We start from the raw sequence: 23,505 nt of genomic DNA on the forward strand, positions 1-23,505 counted from the left end.
AATAAGAGATGCAGCCTATTTGAGTATACTTGAATAGGCTACATCTCTTACACTTATAAATCTATTTTACTTAGCTAGTCCCTTGCTAAACACTGTAGTGGTTTTGAACAAAGCCATCAAAGGACCTCATCTCTTTTAGCTTTAATCGCGTTTCAAGATTTTTATCTTTAAATAAAGGTATCCCTTCACCTAGAATAACAGGTGCTATTGTAAGGATATACTCATCAATTAAGTTATCCTTTATAAATGCATCTATAATTTCTGCTCCTCCAACAAGCCAAATGTCTTTGCCTTCTTCTTGTTTAAGCTGACTGATAAGCTCTACAGGCTTTTGACTTGTAAAAGTAACATCCTCATTGGCCCCTTCTCTTTGAGTCGTGTATACGTAGCCTTTAGTCCCTTTATACGGATACTCACCCCATCCTTTAATCTGCTTATAGGTGCTATTTCCCATAATAATTGTATCAATTTGACTATAGAAAGCTTCATACCCATTATCTGCTTGTGGCGCACTGCCATCCCCTTCTAACCAATCTACATCTCCATTTTTTCTTGCAATATATCCATCTATACTTATAGCAATGTATAAAATAACTTTTCTCATTTGAATACCTCTCTATGCTTACTTAATTTCATTAGTCTTTAACTTTAACATATTAGCATTACTATTTAAAGAGAAAGTTTAAATCTAATTATTTTTAGAAAGGTCTAGCAGATTCATAATAAGTCCTCTCCGCCTGCACTTGTACTAATTCTCTTTCAGGGTATCTAAAAGCAGTTAGCTTGCCTCCATACACACAACCTGTATCAATATTAATAGTATTATGAATGATTTTAGTCTCTCTTTGAGGTGTATGTCCATATACAACTAGAGCATCACCTTCATAGTTTTCACTCCAGTTTAATCTTACAGGAAGTCCAAATTGGTCTACCCTCCCTGTCGTCTCCCCAAACATAGCTAAGTCACGTATCGTTTTAGATTCCCTACCTTGTAGCCTTTCTTTAAGCCCTGCATGGGCAACTACTAATTGTCCCTCATCCAATACATAATGGCTAACAAGCGTCTCTAAAAAGTCTTTGACTTCCTGCCTAAAAGCTTCAGGCTCTTTTTCTAACTCTTCCATAGTCTTCTCAAGCCCGTGAGCAACCTGAACTTTAGAGCCTTTTAATTTACGCTGCAACTTACCATCATGATTACCGAGTACACAGTAAGCTCGCCCCTCTTTCACCATCCCCATAACAAGTTTTAGTACTTTTACAATTTCAGGCCCCCTATCTACCAGATCTCCTGCAAAAACAACTTTTCTTGGTTCCATCCCCTCTATTTTATAGGCTTTCTCATCTACCTTATAGCCCAATTTCTCCAGTAATGTATAAAGTTCCTTATAGCAGCCATGTATATCCCCTATGATATCAAAAGGTCCATGATCTTCTCTTTTATTATTCGCAAGTTTTACACGCCTTATGGTCATGTGTTGATCATCTTGTTCACAGTCCACACGCTCTATCTGCTTAAATCCTTTTTTCTGCAATGTTGCGGTTAAAGCTTCTATACGCCTTGCTTCCTCTTCTTCTGGTGAAGTTTGAAGGATAAAAGCTACAGGCTTACAGTGATGCCTTTTGGCTAACTGAATAAATATCTCATAAGCCTGCTCTTTTTGGTCTTCTAACAATATAACAGTAAGCTTTCGTGCCTCAAGTCTTTCTTCTGCCTTACTTTCTAAGTCTTCTTTATTAACCATTTCTTCTTGTTTAAAATACTTTTTGGCAAAACTTTTTGTACTTATTTCATCTTGTCCTATGATCATAACAAGCGCAAATTCTGGAATGTCTCTATACATACTGTCTACTCCTTAAAAAAGTCTTTTCTTTTAATATGTACAAACTTGTTTTGTTTCATTTATGGAATAGATTCTTCACAATAGGCTAAAAATAAATGCAGTTTATAGATTGAAGGAGATAATTATGCAATATATTGTATTTGACTTAGAATTTAATCAAGATGCGCCATCTTTAAGGATTTTTGATCGTCCCAAAAAGCTCTGTTCTTTTGAAATTATTCAAATTGGAGCTTTAAAACTTGATGAAAAGTTTCATACAATTGAAACCTTTAATCGCTATATTAAACCCACCTTCTATGGACAAATTAGCCCCTTTGTTGCAGAACTTACTAGCATTACAACTGAGCAGCTTGAAAGTGAAGCACGCTTTCCTGAAGTTTATAGAGATTTTATAGATTTTATAGGAAGCACAGATACCCTCTTTTGTGTATGGGGTCTTATTGATATGAAAGAACTTTTTAAAAATGCACTTTCTCATGAACTTGATATCAATCTTCTCCCAAAGCATTATATTAATATTCAGCCCTATACCTCCCTACACTTTCATCTCCCTATAAAAAAACTACTGAGTCTTGAACTTGCTGTTTCTATGTTGCATATTCCTATAGCTCATCCTTTTCATAATGCACTTCACGATGCCTACTATACAGCTGAAATTTTTAAAAAAGTTTATAGACCTTCTCATATGCCCTCTATTCAATATGACCCCTTCTATAAACCAGTCCGCCCAAGTCAGCCTAAAAAGAAAATTAATTTTGAAAAGCTTATCCAGCAATTTGAAAAGATGTATGAAAGAGCTATGACACCTGAAGAAGTAGCTATGATTAAGCTTGCCTATCAAATGGGTAAAACTCATCAATTTTTAGAATAAACGAACTACAAAGGCCTAGAACATTCTTTTTATGTTCTAGGCCTAATTACTCTATCATCACACTCTACTAAAATAACTCTATCAAATCACCTATATGCTTAATGACATGGTCTGCGAGCTCCATAGCTTCTGCATTGGGATAGCTACTTGTTACATAAATACTTTGTCCCATTTGATTATGCTTACCAAATTTCATATCTTTTAAGGTATCTCCTACTACTGCTACTTCATGCCTCTCTAGCCCCATTTGCATGCAAAATGCTTCCAACATGTGTGGATGGGGTTTCATTTGGTAATACCCATCATCTGATGCAATAAAATCGATTAATGCTTCTAGACCTGTCTCCTTAACAAAGTACTCTGTATTTAACAAATTGTCTGCTGTTACAATCCCCAATTTGTAGCCTTTTTGTTTTAAGTAGGTCATAATTTCTTTTGGATTTCCAATAGGTACAATATGTAGCTTTTTACTTTCTACAAAATCTTTATATATGGCGTTTAATACCTCTAAAACTGTACTTAATTCTTTTTGACTCACCTTAGAAATAATCTGTGCATAATCTAAGAGTGTACCTGCTACGTAGATACTATCTGAGGTAAATCCATCTTCTAAAATCCCTAATCTTTCTCTGATTTCTCTCATTTCCCTTTCACTTATCTGTAAAATGATACCCAATTGCTCTTCTGTCTTATTCCATACAGGTCTCCAGGTTTGCTCAAAATCAAGTAATGTACCATCTTTATCAAATAGTATGCCTTTGATATGCTTTCCCTTTTCCATTTCTGTCTCCTAACTGTTTATGGTTTACGCAATATTACACTTTACTCTAGTTCAATTTTCTGTTTAAAGCTATTATATTTTATCCTTTTGGGCTTTGCAAGTTTAGAAGTGTTTTATAGGAGGACTATGATCAATATGGCTCTATTCTGTGTATGGATAATTATAATACTCAAAATCTATTCTGCCTTATTGGTGAGGATATTGTAGAAGGTTGTAAAGCACTTTTAAACTTTTTATAAAAATAGACTGCCATCTAGCAGTCCATTTTTGTATTTTTATTTAAGGAGCATATCGTTAGCTCATTCTAATCCTATCTTACCTTTCTAGCCTTAACGAAAGCTTAATGCTCTGTTGGCTTACTCTATAGATTTAGAAGAAAACATGCCCGCACCTTCTACAATCTCTTGCTCTCTAAATAAACTTTCTACTGCTAGCTCATAATCAGATAATCTTTGAGCTTTTTTAATTTTCTTGGCATACTTTTCATGATTAGAGAACATATAAATCATATAGAACCAAGATTCTTTCATCTTAAAGAGGACATTACGTTCCCCAGACATAATGCCTTGATAATCTGCATAAATTCTATCATGAAAGTCCTTAAGTACCTCTTTATCTAATGGTTTATGGCTTTTAATTTCACGAATAAGGCCTGGATTAGCAAGTAAACCTCTTCCTAGCATGACCATTTCTACATTTGGATAAGCTTTTGTAAAATTCTCATAGTGCTCTACTGTAAAAAGGTCCCCATTGTAGCACACTGGATTTTTGCTTAAAGCAAGACCTTCCTTAAAGATTTCCATGTTCGGTTTATTCTTATAATAGTCCTTTTGAATTCTAGGATGGATAATAAGCTCCTCCATAGGATACTTATTAAAGATTTCAATAAGCTCATAAAATTCTTCTGCACTATCTTTCCCTATACGTGTTTTAATTGAAATCTTCGTAAGAGATTGTGCAAAAATTTCTTCTAAAAACTGATCTAACGCCTCCTTTTGTGAAAGGAAACCAGACCCTTTATTTTTAGTGACTACGGTCCCTGAAGGGCAACCTAAGTTCAGATTAATCTCATTATAACCAAATTCTTGCAGCTGCCTAGACGTACGAATAAAATCTTCTGCGTTATTCGTTAAAATCTGAGGGATGGCTACTACCCCCTCATTATGCTCCGGTAAAATATCATGTAATTCTCTTGTTGAAAAACTTCCATGCTGATTAGCTGCAATAAAAGGAAGAAAATATTTATCAACATTATTAAAGAAATGGGCATGAGCCCTTCTATAAACATATCCTGTTATGCCTTCCATAGGTGCAAAATAAAACTTCATCGATTCGTAACTCCTTTATTTAGGTTGCTTCTATTATATACTAAAGCGATAGATACAGAAAAGCCTATTTATATAGGTCTATAAAAACCTTTTACCTTTTTTACTTCTCCTTCTAAGTCCTTATGCAATGGTCTAATAGCTTATACTGCCTAATCCTTAATCCTTTTTTATCCAATCTAAAATCAGTAAATACTCCCAACTTATCACTTCTATACAGCCCTTACATATACTAATAATGTATCACCATGAAAGGAGCACTACAATGGGTCTTTTTAATCATTATAATTCCCCAAACCCTAGACGATACAGAGGTAATGCCACTTCCCAAGATATGACCGAGCGCCTTAAAGATTATGGACCTTATCCTTTTGCTATTAATATTGAGCAGGCTACTAAAAGTAATAATAACTTCCGCACAGCTTTATGGTCAGGTCCATATCTGCAACTCACTTTAATGAGTCTTCTTCCTGGAGAAGATATTGGCTTAGAAATGCACAGTGATGTCGATCAATTTATACGTCTTGAACAAGGTCAAGGCCTTGTTATGATGGGTACTCATAAAGATATACCTAGTTTCCAGCAACCTGTATTTGCTGACGATGCTTTTATCATTCCTGCTGGCACCTGGCATAATCTAATCAATACTGGCTCAGTGCCACTTAAGCTGTATTCCATCTACGCTCCGCCAAATCACCCACCTGGAACAGTCCATGTAACAAAGGCAGATGCTGAATTAGAAGAAGGGCAACATTCGTTTTAAAACAAAAAGCCAGAGTACCTTCTATAAAGTACTCTGGCTTTTTATTTATTCAAATGTTCTTGCTACATCCTCTAGGTGTTTTGTTATTTCAATATGCTGTGGACAACTTCTCTCACATTTTTTGCACCCTATGCAATCCGATGCCTTTCCATACTGCTTTGTATAATTGCTATAATAAACGCGCTGTGTAGAAAATCCGGAATTGGTTACCTGTTTTTCTGTGTTGTATAGGGCAAAATAGTTTGGAATCGGAATATGCTTTGGACATCCATCTACACAATACTGACAAGCTGTACAAGGAACTGTAATAGCTTTATTGATTATCTCTACTGCTTCTCCTACTTTTTCATATTCTTTTTGAGTAAAAGGCTCAAATTCCTGCATATAGCTCGTATTATCTAAAAGCTGCTCCATATTTGACATACCACTTAAAACCATTATGACGTTTTCTAGACTTGCCGCAAAACGAATGGCCCAAGATGGTATAGATAAATCTGGATGATAAGTTTTAAACAGCTCTTCAGCTTCCCTTGGAATATCTGCTAATGCTCCTCCCTTAACAGGTTCCATAACAATAACGGACTTTTTATGCTTAATTGCCACTTCATAACATTTTCTTGATTGAATGCTTTCATTATCCCAATCCAGATAATTAATTTGAAGTTGTACAAAGTCCACTTCTGGATGCTCTGTTAAAATTTCATCTAATAAATCTGCTGTATCATGGAATGAAAAACCTATTTGCTTGATTTGGCCTATTGCTTTCTTCTGCTGTATAAAAGCAAAAGCATCCATTTTCTTTGCAATTTCATAGTGGGAAACACCTAAATTATGAAGCATGTAATAATCAAAATACTCTACTCCACATTTTTCTAGCTGTTCACTAAAGATCCTTTCCATATCTTCTTTCTGACGTAAAAACATAGTTGGCATCTTTGTTGCTATTGTAAAGGATGCTCTGTCATGACGCTTAACTAATACTTCACGTAGTGCAATCTCACTTTTGAAGTTATGATACATATAGGCTGTATCAAAATAAGTAAAGCCTCTTTCTAGAAAAGTATCCACCATTTGACTGAGCATCTCATAATCAATGCTATTTTGATCTTCTTTATTGGTTAATGGCAGACGCATAAATCCAAAGCCTAATTTTTTCTGTTCCATTCTACTTCATCCCCCTTGATTATTGTAATAGAATTACTTTTTCTACCTTTATTAGCCTAGCACTTCGAGTACGCTCTAAGTCAATACCCTATGACAATGCTCCATTACACTGTAACTTTCAAAATACATTTCCTCTAAAGGAATCCATTTACTTAAGAACTGCTCTAACATCTTCTCCCCATTTCTATGTAAGATTCTACTTTTCTGCTCCTTCTTATTGATATCTAAAAAGAGTTTCATATCATAAGCTACTTGAATTTCTGGATGTGTAGCATAAGTCCCTTCTACAATCATAACTTTTTTACTTTCTACTTCCTGCCAAGTATCGAGCTGCATTTTCTTACAATTAAACCTTTGGTATTTAAAAGCATGCCCTATTGTAAGCTGACTTCCTACTTCTTCATTAAACCTTTCATAATGTACATTACCACCAGGCGTAGCATAACGCTCTTTTGTTCTTAATTCCAAAGGTAAAAAGAAATCATCCATATGGATAACTGCCCCATCAAAGTATTCTTGAAGTAAATTGGCTAAAGTTGTTTTGCCTGCTGCTGCTCTGCCATCTATGGCTAAAATGCATTTATCCTTTTCTTTAATACACGCTTCTATCTTCAAGATAACCTCATTCTGCATCTTTCTATTTCCTTCCTATGTACTGTGTATTTTACCCTACCTTTATTTCTTGCTCATTTGCTTTTAGAACTGCCCCTGCTTTTTGACAAGCCATTACAAGGATTGGAATAATTAAAATATGGCATATAATCCCCGGAATAGCTGTAATAAAAGCACCGGATAGGAACATTTGGAAAGAGAATTCAATGCCAAAAGCCAAAGCCATTATAAATCTTGCAATTCCCCAAACTACTCGCCCAACTAGCATAGCACTTATTAGTGAAATATAAATATTAATCGCCTTTTTAGGCAATGCACGGTAAATCACACCTGAAGCCATACCATAAGCTGCGAGTTCAAAGGCCATAGCAATTCCTATTGGAAAGATAGGCGGCATTCCAAATAGCATAAATCGAAGTATAGGCGCTATAAAACCTATTAGAGCTCCATAAATTCCTCCACATAACATACCGCATAGTAAAACAGGAATATGCATTGGACTTAGTGCATTACCTATCTGAGGAATTTGCCCTGTCAAAAAGGGTAGTAGCATACATAATGTAAGGCATATACCTGCTATACATAATTTTTTCGTTCTCATCCTTATCCCCTCCTCATGAACTTTTTTAAGAATGTTTTAATCTTATTCAGCATAACACTTAAAGTTTACTCTAAGTCAAGTGTATAAGTATAATTATGTATTTTAGAACAAAAAAAGTTATGAAACACTAAAGATCTCCATCTTAACACGATCTGCAACAAATATTTTTTACACTTCTTATTTCATTTCACTTAGCTTCTCAATAAAAAAAAGCACTAAAACCTTAATTGTTTTAATGCTTTTATTTTCTTATTCGCTTTTTATTAATCTACTTTTAAAACCCCTTTACCTATTCCTAACCTTTTCCCTTGCTTTAAATAAGTAGCTGCTACTTTCTGCAAAGTTGTATCTTGTGCATAGAAATTCGGATTAGACTTAACCTCTCCAAAGATTCTTTCCTCAGCTTGCATACATAAATCATCTACCTCATAGATATAGTAATCCTTCTGAAATTGAACGATATTAGAGCTTGCAGGAAGAAGCGCCTCATAAACTGGATTAAGAAGCCAAGAAGAACATATACAATTCATGTTGCCATCCTTAAAAAATTGCTTGGCCATCTTATAGGATGCCTTACACTTATCATGATCTAATGCTTCCCCTGCTGGTATATGTACATTAAGAACCTTTTCTCCTTTTTCTAGTTTGTACGCCTCACAAACTATGGCTTCTCCAAGTGTTATAGGCTGAAACTGTAAGCGCCCTAATTTAAAGATTTTAAGCTGTACATGATGAATAAGCCAGCCATATTCATCAATCCCCCATATGCCAAATTTCTTATAACAATCATCACTCCAAATGACTAAGTCCATCATCGTATCATAATAAATCTCATCATCAATGCCCTCTTCTTTGTACTTGTCATAAGCCCTAGCTGCTAACACCATATACACATAGGCAAATACTTCTCTATAATCTAGCTTATCATATAAAGCTTGTTGTTTAACTGCTTTAAAAAACTGCTCATGACTTTTAGTACTACAAATTGTTTCAAGGCTAAGCTTACTTTCTTCCACACGCTCTAAGCAAGCTATCCCCCTCTCATTTATCTGTAAATGCTTTGCCAGTTCTCTCCAATTCATAACCTTTCCCCTCACCCTCGTTTACTCAAACTTATTCCTATTTAATAGCTTAAAATTTTAAACTTTTACTGTAATTTCATTATATCTTGTCCAAGTAATTTTTTCATCTAAAACGTAGAATAAAAAATACTTTATTCATCTTTAATTTGTAAGACATTCCAACGTACTAAGCTTGTTACACCGAATACAAAGAGGGCTGCAAACCAAATAATCCATTCTATATGACCTACCAAGTTCTCAATTAACTCCCCAAATAGGATTTGTCCTAGTGGAATACATAAAGTAGCAAAGGCTGAGCCAAAGGCTAAAATTTTACCTAACATAGAACCTTCTACTTCATGATATAAATAAGCTGCGCTCAGCACATTGGCAATGCCTAGTACGCCCATAATGACCATTCCAAACAGTGTAAAGATCATAACACTAAAAAGAGCTGACCCCTTACCTAATTGGAATAACCATACTGAACCGCCCATCATAAGCATTGCTAAAGATGTCATATAAAGTAACCTATGCACACGCTTAATATGGAAACGGTTAGGCTTCCATGTAATAATAGCCCCACCCATAATCATACCAAGTGCAATCATACCTTCTGCTATTCCATAAACCTCTGCAGATAGCCCAAACGTAACCTTAATTAAATAAGGTGCTACTATACTAAATACAGGTACTAAAAACAAATTATAGAATCCAGAGAATAAAAGCATACGTAAAACAATAGGATTTTTATATCTTAAATACTGATAACTTTCTTTCATATCTGTTAAAAAGACCTGTTTAAAAGATTCTTTTTGCTCTCCCCTGGTATGTAGAATGTCTAAAAATAATTCCATTATTGCCGAGAATAAAAAGCTTATCATATTTAAAAGAATGACGCCTGTAATGCCAAAGAGTCCATATAACATCCCTGCAAAAATCGGTCCTAAGAAATTGCTTAAAGAAGCAACTTGCTGAATAATTGCATTAGCCTTTACCAAATGCTCATCTGCAACAAGAATAGGAATACAAGTATTGACTACAGGCTGATAAATAGTAGAAAGGGTAGATAATAAAATCATGACAAGGGCTATAATGACCACATGATCTTTCCCTTGCAGTACAATTCCTGCATAGAAGACTAAGAGTAGCCCACTTATAAGATCTAAAGCAACCATAAGCTTTTTCTTATTGCCACGGTCCGCTAAAATCCCCGCTATAGGTGAAATGAGTACAATAGGAATCATAGAGATTGCTAAAATAGATGCAAAAATACTCGCTGATCCCGTTAAATCCAGTAGATACAAGGACAAAGCAAAGCGCTGAATAGAGCTTCCAAATAGGGATATAATCTGCCCAAGTACTAATATATTAAAATTTTTATGATAAAGCTTACTTTGCATACTCATTCCTTTCCTTTGAATCCTCTCGTCCAATATTAAAATCAACACAAATTGGATAACTGTTTGTTTCATCTAACTGCAATTTGGCATCAATGCCATAAAGTTTTTGTAGATTTTCTTTCGTAATCACCTCTAAAGGTTCCCCTTTAAAAATAACTTCACCTTCTTTAACACCAATAAGATAGTCCGCAAATTTCGTAGCATTATTCAGTTCGTGTAAGACCATAATAATCGTACGATTTTGTTCTTTGTTGAGTTTCTGTAGTAACAAGAGAATTTCTAACTGATGTGCCATATCCAAATAAGTCGTAGGCTCGTCTAATACTAAAATTTCTGTTTCCTGCGCTAAGGCCATAGCAATCCATGCACGTTGTCTTTGTCCACCTGATAAACTGTCCACTGGGCGATTGGCGAACTCAATAATACCGGTATCTTCCATAGCCTTTTGTACTTTATCTATATCTTCTTGCTTTAAGCCACCCATAGCACTTTGATAAGGAAATCTGCCATAAGAAACTAATTCTTTAACAAGAAGCCCTGAAGGAACAGTAGGACTTTGCGGCAACACAGCCATTTTTTTTGCAATATCTTTTGGCGCCTGCTCTTTAATACTTACACCATTTAATCGGATTTCTCCTTTTTTAGGTGTAATAATACGTGCAATGGTTTTGAGTAAAGTAGATTTTCCGCAACCATTTGACCCAATAATCATTGTAATTTTTCCCTTAGGAATTTCTAAGTTCATATTTTTTATAATATATCTTTGTTCATAAGCGACATCTAAGTCTTTTATATTAATGGCTTCCATTTGTTCCTCCAAACCTCTTATTCTTTTAACATTAAATAAATAAAATAAGGTACTCCAACAATTGCTAGTGTAATGCCAACTGGAATTTCAATAGGTGAAAAAACATTTCTTGAAATTGAGTCTGCAAATACAATAAGGATGCAACTGATAAGGGCTGCCATAGGTATTTGTCTTCTATGAATAGGACCTACTAAGCGTTTTGCAATATGTGGACCTAATAAGCCAAGAAAAGCAATATTACCGGCTACAGAGGTTGCAAGTGCTGCTAATGCAATGGCATAGAAAAATAGAATCTTTCTTTCTTTTTCTACACATACACCTAATCCTATTGCAATTTCATCTCCTAAATCCAGCACATCTAGTATTTTGTTCTTCCAGATGACTAGCCCTAAAAAGAGAAGGATAAGTGGCATAACTAAGAAGAAAAATTTCCAACTGCTTCCCCATAAGCTTCCACTAATCCAAGTAAGCACCTGATTGTAGTCTCCTTTTGACATATTCAGCTGGTATAAGGAGATGACAGCATTAATCCCAACATTTACACCAATCCCTGTTAAAATAAGCTTAGTGGGTGATATCCCTTTTTTATAGCTTAGTCTATAAATAAGTCCTCCACTTAAAAATGCCCCTAAAATAGCTACAATGGGCATAACAAATAAGGCAAAATCTCCAATACGATCATAATAAGTTGTTTGCCCATAAGATATTAAAAAGACAACAGCTATTGCTGCCCCTGCATTAATCCCAATCATACCAGGCTCTGCAAGCTCATTGCGTGTCACACTTTGCAAAATGCAGCCTGAAGTAGATAAGGCAATCGCTACAACCATTGCCACTGCTATTCGAGGTAAACGAATATCCCATATGGTTGTTTGCTGAAGTCTTGATCCTGCTCCAACTAACGTTTTAACAACATCTTCAAAAGCTATATTGTAACTTCCCCAGCTAATCGCTAAGAAAAAGATACCTATAAAAAGAAGACTAGTAATGATAGTCGCCATAACTACACGTTTTTTCATTTCTAACTCTCCTTTCTAACCATCCATATAAATAAAGGTACGCCAACGATAGAAGTAAAGAGTCCAATAGGTGTTTCATACGGCTGATTAACTAATCGAGCCAATACGTCTGCCCAAATGACAAGGGTTGCCCCACATAAGAAAGAGATCGGCATAATGATGCGGTAATCTTGCCCAACTATTTTTCTTACAATATGGGGTACGATTAAGCCAACAAACGCTATGTTTCCCGCTACAGCTACACATACTGCACACATTGGAATAATCAGCAGTAAAGTATACATACGAATTTTAACGGGATTTTCTCCAAGACCTATACAAACATCTTCTCCTAAGTTAACGATATTAATTTTAGGCGATAAAAAGAGTGCTATCAGTGTTGTCAGTCCACCTACTATAACCACTAATTTTACACTCTCCCAAGTCACTGCACGAAAACCTCCTGATAGCCAAAAGGCTAAGTTTTGTGATTTATTCGTAAGCAGTGCAATAATCGTTGCCATAGAAATAAAGAAAGTACTTAATGCCGTTCCTGCTAATAATAAACGTGAAATATTCATATTTCTAGCACTTTTCATACTAAACCCAAGTACTAATAAACCACTTACTATGGCACCTAAAAAGGCTGCCGCAGTATTGCCAAATAATCCATATAAAGATGAACTTGCACCTACTAAAGCTATAGCAAAGGTAGCCCCTTGCGTAATACCCATTAATGAAGGTTCTGCTACTGGGTTTCTTGTAACCCCCTGCATCATAGCCCCAGTAATACCAAGAATACCGCCTACAAAGGCGGTACTAATCACTCTTGGTATACGAACATCTCGGACTAATTGCATTTCTAAAATATCTTCATAATGAAAGATGCTGTCCCAAACAACTTGTAAGGGAATACGCTTTGCGCCAAAGCTCACTGCAATAACTAGCCCAATTACTGCAATTATGCTACACGTACTAACAAGAAAAAAGGTTTTCTTATTCATGCATACCTGCTAATAAAGCTTCTACTTCTTCTACAAATACTAATCTTCCGATTGGGCTATAACCTTGATTAAAGTATGGACTTGCTGGTAATGTTACGACATTTCCATTTTTTACAGCTTCTGTTCCGTTCCAAATACTGCTTGCTGTTAAAGCAGCTAAGTCTTCATCTGTTGCAATAGCAAAGATATAATCTGCATTAATTTCTGCTAAGCCTTCAAATGTTACAACGGGTAAGCTGACATTTTCTTGTTGTGGCATTCCTTCTGGTTTTGCTAAGCCCATATCATCATAAAAGATTGTCCCAAGACCAGCACCATCAAAGATAAATAAGCTACCACCGCTTGCTAAGAAAGATAAATAAGAACTTTCTTCGCCATATGTTTCTCTAATGCTTGCACCAACTTCTTTGGCTTTTGCTAAGTAAGTATCAATCCACTCCGTTGCTTTCTCTTCTTCACCAAAGATTGTAGCTACGTGCATAAAATCTTCTTTCCAGTCCATTTGTTTCATTTCCACCATAATGACTGGAGCAATTTTTGATAATTGATCGTACATTTTTTCTTGTACTGTAGAGATAACAATTAAATCTGGTTCTAATGCAATAATAGCTTCTACATCCATTTCAGCTAACATGCTATAACCTAAAATTTGTGCATGTCCAAGTACATCTTCTAAATAAGATGGGAATTTTGTATAATCATAACCATCACTATTGGCTGTTCCAATAACGTCATAGCCTAAAATAGATAAAATATCACTTGCTCCACTAATATCTACAATACGTTCTGGATGCATAGGAATTTCCACTTCTCCTTTTACATCTTTTACTACGCGTGTTTCTTTTGCTTCTTGTCCTTCATTGGCACTTTGCTGTCCTGCTTGGTTATTATTACCACAACCTACAAGGCTAAAAACCAATACAAAGATGCTCATTACAAGTAAAATATGCTTTTTCATCTTATATCTCCTTTTCGTCTACATCGTTCTCTTCGACTCATTTTGGTTAGTTGTAACTAACAGATAGTTGGATTATACATAGCCCCCTCCACTCAAACAAGCTTTTCATCTCTTTTCATTATTTTATCATCCGATTGCATTATCTCCTTTTAGACAGCCTTGCTTTTTGAGAAACAATCTCGTATACTTTTTCTATATTTTTTATCATGGAGGAAATACTATGTATAAACTTGTTAAATCTTCTAAATCCTTTCGTGAAACGGTCCTACAAGCCTTAACATTTCTTCCTCATAAGCAAAACCATTCTATTCTTTATAAAAATCCACAACATCCTGAAAATGGATATTTTCTATTTTATGAACGTCCTGGCTATTATTCTTTTGGTATTGCAGATTATACAGTCCCTCACTCTTTTAAGCTGGCTTTTGATAATCCAGAACATTTAATCCGCTTTGGAACAGTTTATGAAGGTACTACCAATTTCAAACTTGAAAATCAGCCTACAGGATCCTTTACACCTTCTTCTTTTTTTGTCATTGAAAAAAACCTTAAAGGGAAACAAACTTGGACGAAAGGTCAGCACTTTCATGGTGCAGAATTCACTATACATGAGACGTATTTTGAGGATATTATTAAAAAGAGCTTGAATGCGGATTTTAGCTTTGAAAACTTTACACCCAATTTTACCTATCGTTATCTTCCTATAGAGATCGTTACCCTTTTAGAAAAGATGCAGTCTCTTGCTAAACAAAATACCCTTAATCCGCTTCTCTTAGAAAGCTATCTCCTTCAATGTATAGGAATTCTTATGGAAACCCTACAAGCATCTCCTGAACATGCCTTTACCAAACAACTTTATTACGGCAAAGTACCTGTTGGTAAAAATAAGTATTTACATTTCAATGCTCAGGATATTCGTGCTATTCAAAAAGCCCATACAATCCTTATAGAAAACCTTCAATCTCCGCCTACTATTGAACACTTAAGTGAATTAGTGCTTTTAAATCCTCAAAAGTTGAAGGCAGGCTTTTCATACTATTATCATCTGCCTATTGGACAGTTTATAACTTCTATGCGCATGTCCCTTGCTGCTCATCTTCTTTGCACAACAGATGAAAGTATAGCCGAAATTGCTCGTAAAGTTGGTTACCCTTATACCAGTAACTTTATTAAAAGATTTCGTGAAACATACCACTGCACGCCTCTTGAGTATCGCCACTCCTCAGCGTTTGAAAAATAATATGCACCATGCTATACTTTATTTTAATGAGTAACCTATTTCTATTTTCTAGACAACAAAAGGAGTCATTATGAGTCTAAATGAATCAGCTGAAAACTATTTAGAAACCATTCTCATATTAAGTCAAAAGCTTCCTGTTGTACGTTCCGTTGACATCGCAAATGAATTAAACTTCAAAAAATCAAGCGTTAGTACGGCTATGAAAAATCTACGTGAAAATCATTATATTACGGTCACTGAAGCCGGATTTATCTACTTAACCGATACAGGCAAAGAAGTGGCTGAAATGATTTATGAAAGACATAAGATTTTATCCTTTTGGCTAAAACAGCTTGGTGTAAGTGAAGAAATCGCACTAGAAGATGCATGTAAAATTGAACATGTTATAAGTAAGGAAAGTTTTGAAGCTATTAAAAAATTAATTGCTATAAAAAAAAGCTGAGTTCTTTAGAACTCAGCTTTTTTATGATCTACATATTTTACCCAGTATTCTTCTAATGTCTCTATTCCTTGTTCTTTCATCTCAGTAGCTATTGGGATTCCAACATATGTAATATGCCATGGTTCATATATATACCCTGTTATATCTTCATGATCTTTAGGATAACGTACAATAAAACCATATTTATAAGCATTTTCAGCTACCCATTTTGCTTCTTTAGTATGTTCAAATTCATCCATTGTACGGTAGATATTGTCTAAATCAATGGTCCTACCTGTATGATGTTCACTAAATCCTGGTCTGGCACTATAAGTATCTACAACCTCTTCAGGATCTTGTCTAAGATAACGATTATACACATCGATCTGGTAAGCTATACTGCGATATGCCGATACTCCTCTTATAGAATATCCCTCAGCTTTTGCATCACGTACCATCTGTTCATAGGCCTCTTTAGTAGCCGGGGTTACAAGTGGCCCGGAACTTAATGGCACTAACTCTTTTGGCTCAAAATCAAGAGGCAACTTATGATATTTATTAACGAGAATAATCTCTTCTTCTGTATCCGTAATTTCTGTTACTCCTGTATAATGAGGCTGATCAACACCTGCATTTACTTGCCACACTACCTCCTCATATGGAAGCTTTGGATAACGCTCGGCATAGGCTAAATAGCGTTCTTCTTTATCCGCTTCATAATAGTATAAAGTGGGCTCTACATCCGCAGTCTCATCTGCATTTTCATTTGTATTTTCATCGCTATACGCCTCCTCGCTTATGCCTTCCTCTTGCTTTTCATTTATGGGCTCATCTTTATTCTTATCATTATCTAGCATTTCAGTTTCATTTTTATATTCATTAAAAGGCTTATCTTCTAATGTACTACTATAAATTGTTACAATCATTCCAGTGCTTAGTATAACTAAACTGGTTCCTACTATATACTTTCTTATCTTCTTACGGTATCTTTTTTTAGCTTTTTTATTCATCTCAACCCTCCTATGCTAATCTAGCTGACATAGGATACATGTATGGTGTATGCATCACTTTCATCCCCTATAGCTAGCTCCTACAAGTAAATTTTTAGTCATCTTCTCTATACCTTTATGGTATCTTATCACGCGTACTTTATCAACCTCTAAACTACATGAACTGACATTTATCTACACTAAAAATAAAATTTGAATATCCGTTTCCTTAAACTTAAGGGCTATGCCTCGTCATTCATACGAGGCATAGCCCTTTTAATCTTCTTTAACTAAGTTTTCCATCTGCTGTTTAAGCTCGGGTGATAAAGCATCTGCTAAATAATTACGCTCTACCACTTGTTTGTCTTGATAGGCCTGCATTACTCTTTCATTGGCTCTTTCAATTTCTTCCTTTAACTCTCGAGCGGATAGCAACGCACATCCCGCTCCTCTGATGATAATTTGCTCCAATCCATCTGATGTTGCTACTGTTACATCATACTTAGCCTGATGATCATGTACAAATTTTTCAATATAATGGTCTGCCGTTTGTGCTTCTTTGGTATAGACCATATGAATGTTTTGATAATCCAGGATTTCGGCACGGTTACCTTGCACACGATAGGCATCAAATACAACAATGATTTGACACTTTTTTATTCCTTGGTAATTGGTAAGGCACTCGAGTAATTGAATTCTAGCACCATCCATATTATCCTGTGCCAGATCTCTAAGCTCAGGCCATGCAAAGATAATATTATACCCATCTACAAGAAGATACTCTTCTTTGGAACCTCTCGGTCTACTTGTATAAGTAACAGGTTCAAAATAAGCCTGGCGTCCTGCCTTACGTTTTTTCCAAACTGATTTTTCTCCTTGGTTAGCATAAAAAGTTTTATTGAGTATTTGGTCAATCTCTTCTAAACCAATCCACTCTTCTTCTACAAATGTCTCTTGGTTCTTCTCTACTTGCTGTAAGGCTTCTTTTTCATCCTTCAAGTAACTCTCAATATGCATATAATCTTTTACTTCATCCCATGTAACTAAGAAGCCAGCCCCATGCGCACAAAATACAGAGCCTGTTGGATTTTCTATGTCTCTTTCAGAATCATAGCCTATACACTCTATAACTTCATCTGCATTATGACAAGGTTCATACCCCTTTAAACTACAAAATAGTCTGCCGTGTCCCTTAGTATAAGCAATAACCTCTTTTTGATAGTTTCTCATGGTTACAACAGGTGCACTGCCTACAAGAACTGCCGTTTCACCATCTGTCTGAGAGATTTCACATGTTCCTTGCATTTTCTCAATATCTGTCATAGCACGCCCTACCATTTTTTCAGGGAGCTCTAATTGGAAAGCATAATAAGGCTCTAACAATACAGATTTTGCCTGCTTTAGTCCCTGTCTCACTGCACGGTAAGTCGCCTCTCTAAAGTCACCGCCTTCTGTGTGCTTTTTATGTGCGCGTCCTGCTACTAAAGTGATCTTCATATCTGTAATGACAGATCCTGTAAGGACACCCTTATAGTCTTTCTCCTCTAAATGGGATAGCACAAGTCTTTGCCAGTTTCTTTCTAATTCGTCTTCACTACAGCTTGATGCAAACTGCACGCCGCTTCCTCTCTCTCCAGGTTCTAATAATAAATGCACCTCTGCATAATGTCTTAAAGGTTCAAAGTGGCCCACACCTTCTACTACATTTGCAATGGTTTCTCTATACAGAATTCTTCCTGAGTCAAAGGCTACACGCACGCCAAAGCGCTCCTCTATAAGACTCTGTAAAATTTCAATTTGAACTTCCCCCATAATCTGTGCCTGAATTTCCTGAAGCTCCTCATTCCATACAATATGAAGTTCTGGTGATTCTTCTTCAAGCTGACGTAATTTAGGGAGCATAACTCTTGGGTCACAGCCTTCCGGCAGTAAAATTTGATAAGAAAGTACAGGTTCTAGGAGGGGTGTACTTGAAGCTTCTTCTATCCCTAAGCCTTCTCCTGGCCTAGTTTGATTAAGTCCTGTTACGGCGCATATAGTCCCTGCCTCTACCTCATTCACTGCTTCAAATTTTTGCCCTGAATAGATACGAATCTGATTTACTTTCTCTTCCCAATCCCGATTAACTAAAGCCTCTTTAACTTTAAGACTTCCACCTGTAATCTTCATATAAGTTAGGCGATTGCCTTGCTCATCTCTTACGATCTTAAATACCTTTGCACCAAATGCCTCATCATAAGAAGGTATCTGCGCATACTTTACAATGCCTTGCATGAACGCTTCTATACCCTCTAATTTTAATGCTGAACCAAAGAAACATGGGAATACTTTACGCTCTTTAATCCCTTTTGCAATTTGCACAGTATGAATCTCTCCCGTCTCTAGATAGCTTTCCATAAGCTCTTCATCACACATGGCCAGCTGGTCATAAAAGTCCTCGCTCTCCTCTTGTCCAAATTCAATACAACCATCATTTAAACGTTTTTTTAATTCTTCTAGTAATTTTTCCTTATCCGTTCCTGGTTGATCCATCTTGTTAACAAATAGAAAAACAGGTATTTGATATAGAGCTAGTAATCGCCATAGTGTCTGTGTATGCCCTTGCACACCATCTGCACCACTAATAACCAAAATGGCATAATCTAATACTTGAAGTGTTCTCTCCATTTCAGCCGAAAAATCTACATGTCCAGGGGTATCTAACAAGGTTATCTGAGTATCCTCTACCGTTAGCATAGCCTGTTTAGAAAAGATGGTAATCCCCCTTGCCCTTTCTAACTCATAAGTATCTAGATAAGCATCCTTATTGTCTACCCTACCTAACTTTCGAATTTTACCGCTCAAATAAAGCATACTCTCGGATAAGGTAGTCTTACCCGAGTCTACGTGTGCTAATATTCCAATGACTAATTTTTTCATACGTTATTTCAAATCCTTCACTATTGTTGTCTATGATTAAATCCTAACTGTCTTAGGTCTATCCATTAAATCTCTTATTCTTATCATACCAGTAAGCTTAGATTATGACAATTCGTCTCACTTAACTCCTCGTGGCTTTATTTATTCTATACGTTAAATAAGTTTATACACTTATGCTAGCTCTGTCAAAATAAAACAGCTTAAAGCAATCCTACTTTAAGCTGTTTATTCTCTATTATGAAATGAATAAAATACTTTAAATGAAAGGAAACTTATACGCTTTAGGCATTATTTTCTGAACATTTAGCAGCATCAATAGCAAGTACAATCATAAGACACATTAAGGCATTTTCAGGCTGAGCCACTTCAATGGTATAGGTATCGGTAAAATTGAAAAGCTGTTTTGAAACCCATGCGATAGCAGAGCCACTCTCTGTTATTTCATAATCCCAATCAAAAAAATCACCTGTTACTTCCCATCCCTTATAATCTAAGGAAAAAGAAGGTTTAAAAAAGGTAAACTCCTTTTTGATATCTCCTACATAATGATCTCCTAAGTATATACGAAATCTTGGCATCCAAGTAAATACCTCTTCCTTCAAGGTGGCAATATGTTCTTCTTTGGCATTATAGACTTCTAGACAATGTCCCCATGCCATCTTTCCTTTAACTGTATATAAGACACTTCCATCTTCCCCATAAATATCATAACTATCAAACCATGAGAAAAAACGTTGTTTAAAAAGCATTTTCATATTCGACCCCTCCTTCCTGTAGTATACTTCTAGTTCTATTATAACGTATAAATGAATTTATTTCATAAATTCATTTAATGCAGTAGCTGCTACGGCAAACGTCTTCGCGCCACTTAGCGGTAATTTTTGATAACGATCATCTAACTCGAAGTTCTCTAAAGCTTGGAATTGACCAAGGTGAGGCTCTAATGATAAGAAACCCTCATATTCTCTATGTTTAAGGTTATCTAAAATGTCTTTTACATTACCTATACCATATCCTTCCAGTGCTACATTTCCTTTTTGATCTGCATCTTTAAATATGCATATATGCAATATAGTCTTTTAATCATGTAGGTTTAAATTTATCAAGTTCGACTTCAAAGGCATCCTCTACTCCAATTTTCCAATAGGAGACCCTATCACTCTTGAAATTAATCCCCTTACAGCTTATCTTTCTGCAAGGGGATTAATTTCAATCTTATATAGACTAAAGTACTCCTAAAAGTTAGCCTTGATTCCTTCTAATTCAACTAAAGGTATCACTACTTCTACAACTTTTTGCACACTATCGTCTGGAATCATGTAATAAAATACTGCTCTGTTATCTTTAAAGTATACACTAAGGCCTTCTACCTGTACCTCTTCTATCCCCTGTTCTTTTAATTTCTCCTCTAAAATTTTATTAAAGGCAGTTTGTGCTTCTTGAGTAGGTAAAATGAAATTTTTAACATTAATCTCATCCACTGTTTTATCCTTACTAAGATCTATGTTAATACTATCTACGAACATTTTTGTTCCTAATCCTTCTATATCTACACTTCCTCTATAAAGTACACTGAGGATGCTATCATCCATACGTGTTACATCATAATCTAGTCTTAGATTAGAATAAGTATCCTTTTGATACTTTTCAACTACACGATACAGGCTTTGATTGATATAATCTTGTAAAAGTTCACCTTTATACCCTTCTACCTTAGGATAACTTACACGTGGATTATTAGGTAATATAGATCTTTTTACATCATAATGTGCTTCAGGTTCTAGCTGAAGTAACTTGGCTGGATTTACTATTTCAAAAGATTGCATCCCCATAAATTCTGGGGCAATTTCATGCTTATCAAAAACAATTACAGGATTTCCTTTTTCATTAATATAAAAGACCTGATCTTCTTTAATCCCTTCAAACCCTTCAAAATAAACGGCATCTTCCTGAGCTATACGCTCTTTTATTTGATTCATGATTTGTTCATCAATAATCCTTTTGTAATCTTCACCATAAAAATCCTTTAAAGTTATTTCTTTTTGACTTTCTAAATCAAAATTGTAAAAATAAGCTGTATCATATGCAGAACCTATACTTTCTGTCTTATAAATGCCTAGGGATACGGCTCCATCTGTATTATACTTCACATCATAATCCACTTTTATGTCAACAGGTCTGTAATCAGACTCCTTACCTCCTGTTGCTAAATAAGCTTTATAATATTCCTTACCTCTATGTTTAGCTAATTCCAAAGCATCTTGCATCTCTTTGTTTATTCTATCCTCTATCGTTTTAGCATACATACTATACTTTTCACTACTTATTTGTGGAACCGTTACTTGAACGCTATAACTTTTTGTATCCTCTTGATAAGATTTTGGTATCATAACCACGTTTATCTCTTTTGTATCTGCTCTATCCTGTGATACTGCTATATCGAGTTCATTCGCATATAAATTAAAAGTCATTCCCCCCATTCCTAAAGATGCTACGATTAACCCCACTTTTAAAGATTGTCTGATGTACCATTGACTTCTTCTTAACATTGTATCTACTCCTTTTCATACTATAATACTCTTTAGACAGTTTAGTTATTTGAAAAGTTTCAATAAAAAATATTTTTCACTGCATTTTTTTCTCTCTCTATTGCCTATTAACATCTTTACTTCTTTTGTATCTTGTTTACCTCATTTTCAAGCTCTCATAAAGCTTTATCCTGACTTATCATCTATAATTTATGGCTCAGCTTGACAGCCTTTAGACTGTCAAAAGCTCACTCTCAAGTTTGTTCGCACTTACAAGAGTAAAGGATAATAGAGGCATTTTTTATTTACAAAATTTGGTATTTAATTTGTCCAGCACAGTTAATGGTGATGAACCTAATTTATAAATGAATTTATTTCATAAGCTTCTTTAATGCAGCAGCTGCTACAGCAAAAGTCTTCGCACCACTTGGCGGTAATTTTTGATAACGATCATCTAGCTCAAAGTTCTCTAAGCCTTGGAATTGACCAAGATGAGGCTCTAATGATAAGAAACCCTCATATCCTCTATGTTTAAGGTTATCTAAAATAACTTTTACATTGCCTATACCATATCCTGCGGGTACGACATTTCCTGCTTGATCTGCATCTTTAATGTGTATATATGCAATATAGTCTTTTAATAATTCATAAGCACCTATAGTATCTTGACCTACCTGAACAAAATTGGCTGGATCAAAAGTTAATTTTACAAAATCACACTTTAATGTCTCTATGAGCTTTAAACATCTCCCGGCAGTATCTCCATAAATATTTTTTTCATTTTCATGAAGTAATATCATCCCTGTTCCTACTGCTGCTTCAATATAAGCTCTCCATCTCCTTATCACTTCTTCGAAATAATCTTCTGGGTTTTTATCTTCTGGTATAAAGAAGCTAAACATACGTATATAACGTGTATCTAATATCTTTGCGATTTCTAATGTATGTTTAAATTTATCAAGTTCAGCTTCAAACGAATCCTCTATTCCAATTTTTCCAATAGGAGAACCTATTGCTGATACCTGAAAACCTCTTATTTCTAGTTGTTTTTTAATTTCTTTTGCCTCTTCTAATGTAAGGTCTGAAACATTTTGTCCGTTTACGCCGCGCATTTCAATGAACTTCATTTCATGCGTATCTAGTACATCCATTTGAGTTTTTAAATCCATATCAATCTCATCGGCAAAAGCTGATACTATAAATTGGCTCATATTTCAT

23 protein-coding genes are annotated in these 23,505 nt (G+C 35.3%); 4 read left to right on the forward strand and 19 right to left on the reverse strand.

Annotated features, from left to right (window positions below):
- Window positions 1-85 precede the first annotated feature (85 nt).
- Both ACLTBU_RS08105 and ACLTBU_RS08110 read right to left on the reverse strand, forming a co-directional pair.
- Entirely contained in the window at window positions 86-604 is a 519-nt protein-coding gene (locus ACLTBU_RS08105) for a dihydrofolate reductase family protein (RefSeq protein ID WP_249332691.1), read from the reverse strand.
- A gap of 94 nt (window positions 605-698) precedes the next feature.
- Window positions 699-1,841: a metallophosphoesterase gene (locus ACLTBU_RS08110; RefSeq protein WP_249332690.1), complete on the reverse strand. Its 1,143-nt coding sequence runs from the start codon at window positions 1,839-1,841 to the stop codon at window positions 699-701.
- A gap of 124 nt (window positions 1,842-1,965) precedes the next feature.
- Here ACLTBU_RS08110 and ACLTBU_RS08115 point away from each other — a divergent pair, with 124 nt between their 5' ends.
- On the forward strand, window positions 1,966-2,712 hold the full coding sequence (locus tag ACLTBU_RS08115; RefSeq protein ID WP_249332689.1) for a 3'-5' exonuclease: 747 nt from the start codon (window positions 1,966-1,968) through the stop codon (window positions 2,710-2,712).
- A gap of 67 nt (window positions 2,713-2,779) precedes the next feature.
- On the opposite strand, the gene ACLTBU_RS08120 is transcribed toward ACLTBU_RS08115, so the two are convergent.
- Both ACLTBU_RS08120 and ACLTBU_RS08125 read right to left on the reverse strand, forming a co-directional pair.
- On the reverse strand, window positions 2,780-3,493 hold the full coding sequence (locus ACLTBU_RS08120; RefSeq protein WP_412218497.1) for an HAD family hydrolase: 714 nt from the start codon (window positions 3,491-3,493) through the stop codon (window positions 2,780-2,782).
- A 356-nt stretch (window positions 3,494-3,849) separates the two neighbouring features.
- On the reverse strand, window positions 3,850-4,821 hold the full coding sequence (locus ACLTBU_RS08125; RefSeq protein ID WP_412218498.1) for a tRNA dihydrouridine synthase: 972 nt from the start codon (window positions 4,819-4,821) through the stop codon (window positions 3,850-3,852).
- Between the two features lie 331 nt (window positions 4,822-5,152).
- Between ACLTBU_RS08125 and ACLTBU_RS08130 the strand changes: the two genes are divergently transcribed.
- On the forward strand, window positions 5,153-5,581 hold the full coding sequence (locus tag ACLTBU_RS08130; RefSeq protein WP_412218499.1) for a cupin domain-containing protein: 429 nt from the start codon (window positions 5,153-5,155) through the stop codon (window positions 5,579-5,581).
- 45 nt (window positions 5,582-5,626) lie between these two features.
- On the opposite strand, the gene ACLTBU_RS08135 is transcribed toward ACLTBU_RS08130, so the two are convergent.
- From ACLTBU_RS08135 to ACLTBU_RS08175, 9 genes are all read right to left on the reverse strand, one after another.
- Window positions 5,627-6,745 (reverse strand): aldo/keto reductase, encoded by a 1,119-nt coding sequence (locus ACLTBU_RS08135; protein WP_249332685.1) that lies wholly within the window; start codon window positions 6,743-6,745, stop codon window positions 5,627-5,629.
- Between the two features lie 75 nt (window positions 6,746-6,820).
- Entirely contained in the window at window positions 6,821-7,378 is a 558-nt protein-coding gene (locus ACLTBU_RS08140) for a uridine kinase (protein WP_412218500.1), read from the reverse strand.
- A 31-nt stretch (window positions 7,379-7,409) separates the two neighbouring features.
- Complete coding sequence (locus ACLTBU_RS08145) at window positions 7,410-7,958, reverse strand: ECF transporter S component (RefSeq protein ID WP_412218501.1); 549 nt, start codon at window positions 7,956-7,958, stop codon at window positions 7,410-7,412.
- Between the two features lie 263 nt (window positions 7,959-8,221).
- Complete coding sequence (locus ACLTBU_RS08150; protein WP_412218502.1) at window positions 8,222-9,040, reverse strand: acyltransferase domain-containing protein; 819 nt, start codon at window positions 9,038-9,040, stop codon at window positions 8,222-8,224.
- Window positions 9,041-9,171: 131 nt separating this feature from the next.
- Window positions 9,172-10,422, reverse strand: a complete 1,251-nt coding sequence (locus ACLTBU_RS08155) for an MFS transporter (RefSeq protein ID WP_412218504.1) — start codon at window positions 10,420-10,422, stop codon at window positions 9,172-9,174.
- Complete coding sequence (locus tag ACLTBU_RS08160; protein ID WP_249332680.1) at window positions 10,412-11,230, reverse strand: ABC transporter ATP-binding protein; 819 nt, start codon at window positions 11,228-11,230, stop codon at window positions 10,412-10,414. Before ACLTBU_RS08160 ends, ACLTBU_RS08155 begins: the two co-directional genes overlap by 11 nt.
- Window positions 11,231-11,247: 17 nt before the next feature.
- On the reverse strand, window positions 11,248-12,249 hold the full coding sequence (locus tag ACLTBU_RS08165; protein WP_249332679.1) for a FecCD family ABC transporter permease: 1,002 nt from the start codon (window positions 12,247-12,249) through the stop codon (window positions 11,248-11,250).
- Between the two features lie 2 nt (window positions 12,250-12,251).
- Entirely contained in the window at window positions 12,252-13,232 is a 981-nt protein-coding gene (locus ACLTBU_RS08170; protein ID WP_177668386.1) for a FecCD family ABC transporter permease, read from the reverse strand.
- Window positions 13,225-14,190, reverse strand: a complete 966-nt coding sequence (locus ACLTBU_RS08175) for an ABC transporter substrate-binding protein (RefSeq protein WP_412218505.1) — start codon at window positions 14,188-14,190, stop codon at window positions 13,225-13,227. Before ACLTBU_RS08175 ends, ACLTBU_RS08170 begins: the two co-directional genes overlap by 8 nt.
- A gap of 220 nt (window positions 14,191-14,410) precedes the next feature.
- Here ACLTBU_RS08175 and ACLTBU_RS08180 point away from each other — a divergent pair, with 220 nt between their 5' ends.
- A complete protein-coding gene (locus tag ACLTBU_RS08180) occupies window positions 14,411-15,430 on the forward strand; it encodes a helix-turn-helix transcriptional regulator (protein ID WP_177668382.1) in 1,020 nt (339 codons plus the stop codon).
- 70 nt (window positions 15,431-15,500) lie between these two features.
- Window positions 15,501-15,872 (forward strand): metal-dependent transcriptional regulator, encoded by a 372-nt coding sequence (locus ACLTBU_RS08185; RefSeq protein WP_177668380.1) that lies wholly within the window; start codon window positions 15,501-15,503, stop codon window positions 15,870-15,872.
- A 5-nt stretch (window positions 15,873-15,877) separates the two neighbouring features.
- Here the strand turns inward: ACLTBU_RS08185 and ACLTBU_RS08190 are convergent, their stop codons facing one another.
- The 6 genes from ACLTBU_RS08190 to ACLTBU_RS08215 form a co-directional block, all read right to left on the reverse strand.
- Entirely contained in the window at window positions 15,878-16,861 is a 984-nt protein-coding gene (locus tag ACLTBU_RS08190) for a M15 family metallopeptidase (RefSeq protein ID WP_249332674.1), read from the reverse strand.
- A gap of 255 nt (window positions 16,862-17,116) precedes the next feature.
- On the reverse strand, window positions 17,117-19,759 hold the full coding sequence (locus ACLTBU_RS08195) for an NYN domain-containing protein (RefSeq protein ID WP_412218507.1): 2,643 nt from the start codon (window positions 19,757-19,759) through the stop codon (window positions 17,117-17,119).
- Between the two features lie 281 nt (window positions 19,760-20,040).
- Window positions 20,041-20,514 carry an LURP-one-related/scramblase family protein gene (locus ACLTBU_RS08200; protein WP_412218508.1) on the reverse strand — a complete coding sequence of 158 codons (474 nt, stop codon included), beginning with the start codon at window positions 20,512-20,514 and terminating at the stop codon, window positions 20,041-20,043.
- 57 nt (window positions 20,515-20,571) lie between these two features.
- Window positions 20,572-20,829: a hypothetical protein gene (locus ACLTBU_RS08205; RefSeq protein WP_249332672.1), complete on the reverse strand. Its 258-nt coding sequence runs from the start codon at window positions 20,827-20,829 to the stop codon at window positions 20,572-20,574.
- Between the two features lie 165 nt (window positions 20,830-20,994).
- On the reverse strand, window positions 20,995-22,308 hold the full coding sequence (locus ACLTBU_RS08210) for a DUF3298 domain-containing protein (RefSeq protein WP_412218509.1): 1,314 nt from the start codon (window positions 22,306-22,308) through the stop codon (window positions 20,995-20,997).
- A gap of 350 nt (window positions 22,309-22,658) precedes the next feature.
- Window positions 22,659-23,498: a sugar phosphate isomerase/epimerase family protein gene (locus ACLTBU_RS08215; RefSeq protein WP_412218511.1), complete on the reverse strand. Its 840-nt coding sequence runs from the start codon at window positions 23,496-23,498 to the stop codon at window positions 22,659-22,661.
- Between the last annotated feature and the right edge of the window lie 7 nt (window positions 23,499-23,505).

It is taken from the genome of Zhenhengia sp., assembly GCF_046966505.1.
Taxonomy (GTDB): domain Bacteria; phylum Bacillota; class Clostridia; order Lachnospirales; family Cellulosilyticaceae; genus Zhenhengia; species Zhenhengia yiwuensis.

Coding starts and splice junctions, on each gene's coding strand:
- ACLTBU_RS08175 (WP_412218505.1), bottom strand. CDS start 14,190: ATGAAAAAGCATATTTTACTTGTAATGAGCATCTTTGTATTGGTTTTT.
- ACLTBU_RS08125 (WP_412218498.1), bottom strand. CDS start 4,821: ATGAAGTTTTATTTTGCACCTATGGAAGGCATAACAGGATATGTTTAT.
- ACLTBU_RS08190 (WP_249332674.1), bottom strand. CDS start 16,861: ATGAATAAAAAAGCTAAAAAAAGATACCGTAAGAAGATAAGAAAGTAT.
- ACLTBU_RS08110 (WP_249332690.1), bottom strand. CDS start 1,841: ATGTATAGAGACATTCCAGAATTTGCGCTTGTTATGATCATAGGACAA.
- ACLTBU_RS08150 (WP_412218502.1), bottom strand. CDS start 9,040: ATGAATTGGAGAGAACTGGCAAAGCATTTACAGATAAATGAGAGGGGG.
- ACLTBU_RS08200 (WP_412218508.1), bottom strand. CDS start 20,514: ATGAAAATGCTTTTTAAACAACGTTTTTTCTCATGGTTTGATAGTTAT.
- ACLTBU_RS08170 (WP_177668386.1), bottom strand. CDS start 13,232: ATGAATAAGAAAACCTTTTTTCTTGTTAGTACGTGTAGCATAATTGCA.
- ACLTBU_RS08155 (WP_412218504.1), bottom strand. CDS start 10,422: ATGCAAAGTAAGCTTTATCATAAAAATTTTAATATATTAGTACTTGGG.
- ACLTBU_RS08160 (WP_249332680.1), bottom strand. CDS start 11,230: ATGGAAGCCATTAATATAAAAGACTTAGATGTCGCTTATGAACAAAGA.
- ACLTBU_RS08180 (WP_177668382.1), top strand. CDS start 14,411: ATGTATAAACTTGTTAAATCTTCTAAATCCTTTCGTGAAACGGTCCTA.
- ACLTBU_RS08135 (WP_249332685.1), bottom strand. CDS start 6,745: ATGGAACAGAAAAAATTAGGCTTTGGATTTATGCGTCTGCCATTAACC.
- ACLTBU_RS08185 (WP_177668380.1), top strand. CDS start 15,501: ATGAGTCTAAATGAATCAGCTGAAAACTATTTAGAAACCATTCTCATA.
- ACLTBU_RS08210 (WP_412218509.1), bottom strand. CDS start 22,308: ATGTTAAGAAGAAGTCAATGGTACATCAGACAATCTTTAAAAGTGGGG.
- ACLTBU_RS08215 (WP_412218511.1), bottom strand. CDS start 23,498: ATGAGCCAATTTATAGTATCAGCTTTTGCCGATGAGATTGATATGGAT.
- ACLTBU_RS08130 (WP_412218499.1), top strand. CDS start 5,153: ATGACCGAGCGCCTTAAAGATTATGGACCTTATCCTTTTGCTATTAAT.
- ACLTBU_RS08140 (WP_412218500.1), bottom strand. CDS start 7,378: ATGCAGAATGAGGTTATCTTGAAGATAGAAGCGTGTATTAAAGAAAAG.
- ACLTBU_RS08165 (WP_249332679.1), bottom strand. CDS start 12,249: ATGAAAAAACGTGTAGTTATGGCGACTATCATTACTAGTCTTCTTTTT.
- ACLTBU_RS08115 (WP_249332689.1), top strand. CDS start 1,966: ATGCAATATATTGTATTTGACTTAGAATTTAATCAAGATGCGCCATCT.
- ACLTBU_RS08120 (WP_412218497.1), bottom strand. CDS start 3,493: ATGGAAAAGGGAAAGCATATCAAAGGCATACTATTTGATAAAGATGGT.
- ACLTBU_RS08105 (WP_249332691.1), bottom strand. CDS start 604: ATGAGAAAAGTTATTTTATACATTGCTATAAGTATAGATGGATATATT.
- ACLTBU_RS08195 (WP_412218507.1), bottom strand. CDS start 19,759: ATGAAAAAATTAGTCATTGGAATATTAGCACACGTAGACTCGGGTAAG.
- ACLTBU_RS08145 (WP_412218501.1), bottom strand. CDS start 7,958: ATGAGAACGAAAAAATTATGTATAGCAGGTATATGCCTTACATTATGT.